General features: G+C 73.4%; 5 protein-coding genes and 1 riboswitch. Of the genes, 3 read left to right on the top strand and 2 right to left on the bottom strand.

Annotated elements, in window-relative coordinates; genetic code table 11:
• The first annotated feature begins 241 nt into the window (after positions 1 to 241).
• Positions 242 to 1081, top strand: a complete 840-nt coding sequence (gene otsB / locus ACFRQN_RS39610) for a trehalose-phosphatase (protein WP_375876431.1) — start codon at positions 242 to 244, stop codon at positions 1079 to 1081.
• Here the strand turns inward: otsB and ACFRQN_RS39605 are convergent.
• A complete protein-coding gene (locus tag ACFRQN_RS39605; RefSeq protein ID WP_380745479.1) occupies positions 1068 to 2534 on the bottom strand; it encodes a trehalose-6-phosphate synthase in 1467 nt (488 codons plus the stop codon). The genes otsB and ACFRQN_RS39605 overlap by 14 nt on opposite strands.
• A gap of 45 nt (positions 2535 to 2579) precedes the next feature.
• Entirely contained in the window at positions 2580 to 3617 is a 1038-nt protein-coding gene (locus tag ACFRQN_RS39600; RefSeq protein ID WP_074005445.1) for a glucosyl-3-phosphoglycerate synthase, read from the bottom strand.
• 111 nt (positions 3618 to 3728) lie between these two features.
• A riboswitch (SAM riboswitch) is annotated at positions 3729 to 3865 on the top strand.
• A 16-nt stretch (positions 3866 to 3881) separates the two neighbouring features.
• Here ACFRQN_RS39600 and thrC point away from each other — a divergent pair.
• The gene (gene thrC / locus ACFRQN_RS39595; protein ID WP_074005446.1) at positions 3882 to 5162 is read left to right on the top strand and encodes a threonine synthase; all 1281 of its coding nucleotides are present in this window, start codon (positions 3882 to 3884) and stop codon (positions 5160 to 5162) included.
• Positions 5163 to 5197: 35 nt separating this feature from the next.
• Positions 5198 to 5476, top strand: coding sequence for a MoaD/ThiS family protein (locus ACFRQN_RS39590; protein WP_049652344.1), 279 nt, complete (start codon positions 5198 to 5200; stop codon positions 5474 to 5476).
• Positions 5477 to 5570 lie beyond the last annotated feature (94 nt).

Raw genomic sequence — 5570 nt, 5'->3', positions numbered from 1 at the left:
CTGCCGACCCTGGAGGTGGGGCGTTCAGACCGTTGGCAGTCTGAAAATCACCCGTCACGCCCCTCTCCGCGGCCACCCCCTGCGCCACCCCCTCCCGCAGCGCGTCCCTCTCGCTAGAGGGGAGGGGCGGGTGGGTGGGGGTGGGGGAGGTGGCCCTGGTGGGGAGGTGGGGGAGGCCGGGGGGCGGGGGCTCCGGGGTGGGCGGGGTGCGGAGTGGGGGGCTCCGGGGTAGGGCTTCGGTATGGGCTTTGAAGAGATGTTCGTGCCGGGGACCGGGGCTGGGCGGGACGGGGTGCGGGCGGTGCTGGGCGCGCCCGGGGATGCCGTGATCGGGTTGGACTTCGACGGGACGCTGGCGCCGATCGTGGCGGATCCGGGGCGGGCGCGGGCGCATCCGGGGGTGGTGGGGGTGTTGCGGCGGCTGGCGCCAGTGGTGGGGGGCGTCGTGGTGGTGACGGGGCGGCCGGCCGGGGTGGCGGTGGAGTACGGGGGGTTCGCGGACCTGCCGGGGGTGGTGGTGCTGGGGCACTACGGGGCCGAGCGGTGGGAGGGCGGGGAGCTCTCGGCGCCGGAGGTGCATCCGGGGGTGGCGCGGGTGCGGGCGGTGCTGCCGGGGGTGCTGGAGCGGGTGGGGGCGCCCGAGGGGACGTGGGTGGAGGACAAGGGGCGGTCGGTGGCCGTGCACACCCGGCGGACGGCGGCGCCGGAGGAGGCGTTGGAGCTGCTGCGGGCGCCGGTGGGGGAGCTGGCGGCCGGGCACGGGCTGGTGGTGGAGCCCGGGCGGCTGGTGCTGGAGCTGCGGCCGCCGGGGGTGGACAAGGGGGCGGCGCTGACCGGGTTCCTGCGCGAGCGGGGGGCGCGGTCGGTGCTCTACGCGGGGGACGACCTGGGGGACGTGGCGGCCTTCGCCGCGGTGGAGGAGCTGCGCGGCGAGGGCGTGGCCGGGGTGCTGGTCTGCGCCGGCGCGGTGGGGGACGCGCCGGTGCGGGAGCTGGCGGACCGGGCGGACCTGGTGGTCGCCGGGCCGGAGGGCGTGGTGGAGCTGTTGGGGGCCTTGGCGGACGCGCTCACAGCGCGTTGAGCTGGTCCAGGAACCACTGCTGCGGGGGGAGCGCGGTGGCCGCCGCCGCCAGGCGCTTGGTGCGGTCGGCGCGCTCCTCCGGGCTCATGGTGAGGCCGGCGTGGAGGGCCTCGGCGGTGGCGATGACGTCGTAGGGGTTGACGGTGAGGGCGTCGTCCTTGAGTTCGGCGTGGGCGCCGGCCTCGCGGGAGAGGACGAGGGCGCAGCCGTGGTCGGAGACCACCGGGACCTCCTTGGCGACCAGGTTCATGCCGTCGCGGATGGGGTTGACCAGGGCGACGTCGGCCAGCCGGTAGGCGGCGAGGGAGCGCGGGAAGTCGTCGTCGACGTGGAGGATCAGGGGCTGCCAGGCGGGGGTGGCGAACTCGGCGTCGATCTCCTCGGCCAGCCGTTGGACGGCGGCCGTGTAGGCGCGGTACTCGGCGAGGTCGGTGCGGGACGGGTAGGCGAAGGCGATGTGCACCACCCGGTCGTGCCACTCGGGGCGGGTGCGGAGCAGGTGCCGGTAGGCCTGGAGGCCGCGGACGATGTTCTTGCTCAGCTCGGTGCGGTCGACCCGGACGATGGTGCGGCGGTCGCCGACGGCCGCGCGGAGGGCGGCGAGGCGTTCGTCGACGTCGGGGCGGTGGGCGCGCTCGCGCAGGAAGTCGGCGTCGGCGCCGAGGGCGTGGACGCCGAGGCGCGTGGTGCGGCCGTCGACGGTGACGGTGAGCGCGTCGTGGTCGACGGTCGCGCCGAGGAGGTCCTCGCAGCAGGCGGCGAAGGCGCGGGCCCAGCGCTGGGTCAGGAAGCCGGCCCGGTCGGCACCGAGGATGCCGGTGAGGACGGCCCGGGCGACGTCGTCGGGCAGCATCCGGTAGTACTCGGGCGGGGCCCAGGGGGTGTGCGAGAAGTGGCCGATCCGCAGGTCGGGGCGGGCTTCGCGGAGCAGGGCCGGGACCAGGGAGAGGTGGTAGTCCTGGACGAGGACGGCGGCGTTCGGGGCGGCCTCGGCGGCGAGGGCTTCGGCGAAGGCCTCGTTGTAGGCCCGGTAGGCGGCCCATTCGGTGCGGAAGGCGGCGTCGAAGGAGGGCGCGGTGGGGGTCGCGTAGAGCAGGTGGTGGACGAACCAGAGGGTGGAGTTGGCGACGCCGTTGTAGGCGCGGGCGAAGGTCAGCGGGTCGATGTCCAGCATCCGTACGGCCTGGCCGCCGACCTCGTGGCCGGTCAGGTCGAGGCGGCCGTGGGGTGCCTCGGCGGCGGCCCTGCGGTCGGAGTCGTCGAGGGCGGCGCAGACCCAGACGGCGTTCGGGTCGTCGATGGCGGAGAGGCCGGAGACCAGGCCGCCGCCGCCGCGGCGCAGGGTCAGCGTGCCGTCGTCGGCGGTGCTGAAGGACACCGGTCCCCGGTTGGACGCCACCAGGACGGGGGCGGTGCCGGTCACGCTCGAACGGTTGGTCGTGAGATCGCCCATGGTTGGCATGTTGCCGTGGGGTCGGCGTGGCAAACCCGTGCGGCCCTAATGGCGGGCGGCGTACTCGGGGAGGGTGTGGATCGGGGGGCGTTCGAGGGCGGTCACCGGGTGGGTGTGGGCGGTGAAGGCGCGGGTCTCCGGGTCGCGGGTGAACTGGGTGAGGTGGGGGTGGACGAGGTCGGCGGAGGCCTTGAGGCGGTGGGTGCGGTCGAGGCGTTCCAGGGCGGTCCGGTAGATGGTGGCGGCCATCCGGCCGAGGGCCTGGCCGTCCTGGTGGCGGTGGTGCCGGACGCCGACGTCCACCTGGGCGAGGGCGTCCAGGCCGGCCAGCTCCAGGGCGTCGACCAGCAGGCCGAGTTCGACGCCGTAGCCGGTGGGGAAGGGCAGCCGTTCGAGCAGTGAGCGGCGGGCCGCGTACTCGCCGCCGAGCGGCTGGACGAAACCGGCGAGTTCCGGCCAGTGGAGGTTGAGCAGGGGGCGGGCGACGAGTTCGGTGACCCGGCCGCCGCCGGCGGGTAGGACGGCGCCCTCCGACTCCAGCGGGCGGTCGTACATGGCCTTGACCAGTTGGATGGACTCGTCGGTGAGCAGCGGGCCGACGATGCCGGAGACGAAGGCCGGGTCGAACTCGCGCAGGTCGGCGTCGACGAAGCAGACGATGTCGCCGTGGGTGACCAGCAGCGAGCGCCAGAGCACCTCGCCCTTGCCGGGGACGGCGGGCAGCCGGGGCAGGACGGCGTCGCGGTGCTCGACCCGGGCGCCGGCCTCGGCGGCGACGGCGGCGGTGGCGTCGGTGGAGCCGGAGTCGACGACGACGAGTTCGTCGACGAGCGGGAGGCGTTCCATCAGCTCGCGGCGGATGGTGCGGACGATGTCGCCGACGGTGGCCTCCTCGTCCAGGGCGGGGAGGACCACGCTGACCGTGCGACCGGTGCGCTCCTTGGCGTCGAGCAGGGTGCGGACCGGCCGGTCGGCCGCGCTCCAGGAGCGGCGGCGCAGCCAGGACGCCGCCTGCGGGAGGAGCGCGGGAGTCGGTTCGGCGGGCACGGAGATCTCCTCGGCGAGGTCGGTGGGACGGGTCATCTCGCTTGGCGGACGGTCCCGTTCAGGTTTGACGCCTTCGGATACAGTCTTCGTACAGCGGTCGGACCTTTGCACGCCGGGGTCTCCGTTGAGCACCACCACAATTTCACAAGCTCATCCAGAGGGACTGAGGGAACGGCCCGTTGACGTCCCGGCAACCTTCTCGCGCGGCTGTCTGTCGACAGGCCCCGGCGGGACAGGTGCCAATTCCGTCCCGTGTCGCGACCGCGCCACGGGGAAGATGAGGAGAGAGGCCTCGCCATCATGGCTATCGACACTGCCGCACCTGTTTCCGTCGACCTCGGCCCGGCCGCCGCGCTGTCCTGTCGCGAGTGCGGCACCCGCTTCCCGCTCGGCCCCAGCTTCGCGTGCCTGGAGTGCTTCGGCCCGCTGGAGATCGCCTACGAGTTCGGCAGCGAGGGCGCCGAGGAGCTGCGCAAGCGGATCGAGGCCGGTCCGGCCTCCATCTGGCGGTACGCGCCGCTGCTGCCGGTGCCGGCCGACGTGGCGTCCAAGCCGAACCTGAACCCGGGGTGGACCCCGCTGGTGAAGGCGGACAACCTGGGCCGGGAGCTCGGTTTCACCGCCCAGCTGCACGTCAAGGACGACTCCGGGAACCCGACGCACTCGTTCAAGGACCGGGTGGTCGCGTGTGCGATCGAGGCGGCCCGGGCGTTCGGCTACACCACGCTGTCCTGCTCCTCCACCGGCAACCTGGCCGGCGCGGTGGGTGCGGCGGCGGCCCGGGCCGGGTTCCGGTCCTGCGTGTTCATCCCGCACGACCTGGAGCAGGGCAAGGTCGTCATGGCCGGGGTGTACGGCGGCGAGCTGGTCGGCATCGAGGGCAACTACGACGACGTGAACCGCTTCTGCTCGGAGCTGATCGGCGACCCGGCCGGCGAGGGCTGGGGCTTCGTCAACGTGAACCTGCGGCCGTACTACGGCGAGGGCTCCAAGACGCTGGCGTACGAGATCTGCGAGCAGCTCGGCTGGCGGCTGCCGGAGCAGATCGTGATCCCGATCGCCTCGGGCTCGCAGCTGACGAAGATCGACAAGGGGCTCCAGGAGCTGATCAGGCTCGGCCTGGTCGAGGACCGGCCGTACAAGGTCTTCGGCGCCCAGGCGGAGGGCTGCTCGCCGGTGTCGGCCGCGTTCAAGGCCGGCCGGGACGTGATCAAGCCGGTGAAGCCGGACACCATCGCCAAGTCGCTGGCGATCGGCAACCCGGCCGACGGCCCGTACGTGCTGGATATCGCCCGCCGTACCGGTGGCGCGGTGGAGGACGTCACGGACGCCGAGGTCGTGGCGGCGATCCGGTTGCTGGCGCGGACCGAGGGGATCTTCGCCGAGACCGCGGGCGGGGTGACCGTCGGCGTGCTGAAGAAGCTGGTCGAGACCGGGCAGCTGGACCCGGCCAAGGAGACCGTCGCGATCAACACCGGCGACGGGCTGAAGACCCTGGACGCCGTCTCCGATTCCGGGATGACCGCCGTCATCCGCCCGACGCTGGACTCGTTCCGCGCCGCCGGCCTCGTGTCCGCCTGAACCACCCGATAGGCCCCGCCCCCGCTAGGAGAGTCATGAGCGCCACCGTCCGCATCCCCACCATCCTGCGCACCTACACCGACGGCGCCGCCGAGGTGACCGCCGAGGGTGCCACCCTGGCCGAGGTCGTCGCCGACCTGGAGAAGAACCACGCGGGCATCGCGGCCCGCATCCTGGACGACACGGGCAAGCTGCGCCGCTTCGTGAACGTCTACGTGAACGACGACGACGTGCGCTTCGCCGAGGGTCTGGCGACCGAGATCAAGGACGGCGCCAGCGTCTCGATCATCCCGGCGGTGGCCGGCGGCTGCTGAGCCGACAAAGCAGAACCCGCGGTCGCCCGCGCGTACGGAAATCCGTTCTCCGTATGCGCGGGCGACCGCTCGCCATACGGCGGGAATATTTCCT

The organism is Kitasatospora sp. NPDC056800 (assembly GCF_042789775.1).
GTDB lineage: Bacteria > Actinomycetota > Actinomycetes > Streptomycetales > Streptomycetaceae > Kitasatospora.
Note: the sequence above shows the minus strand (reverse complement) of the source record. Positions and strands in the feature narration are given on the sequence as shown.

What these genes read in the sequence shown, in the direction of transcription:
- otsB (WP_375876431.1), top strand. Translation starts at nt 242, where the DNA reads ATGGGCTTTGAAGAGATGTTCGTGCCGGGGACCGGGGCTGGGCGGGAC.
- ACFRQN_RS39605 (WP_380745479.1), bottom strand. Translation starts at nt 2,534, where the DNA reads ATGGGCGATCTCACGACCAACCGTTCGAGCGTGACCGGCACCGCCCCC.
- ACFRQN_RS39600 (WP_074005445.1), bottom strand. Translation starts at nt 3,617, where the DNA reads ATGACCCGTCCCACCGACCTCGCCGAGGAGATCTCCGTGCCCGCCGAA.
- thrC (WP_074005446.1), top strand. Translation starts at nt 3,882, where the DNA reads ATGGCTATCGACACTGCCGCACCTGTTTCCGTCGACCTCGGCCCGGCC.
- ACFRQN_RS39590 (WP_049652344.1), top strand. Translation starts at nt 5,198, where the DNA reads ATGAGCGCCACCGTCCGCATCCCCACCATCCTGCGCACCTACACCGAC.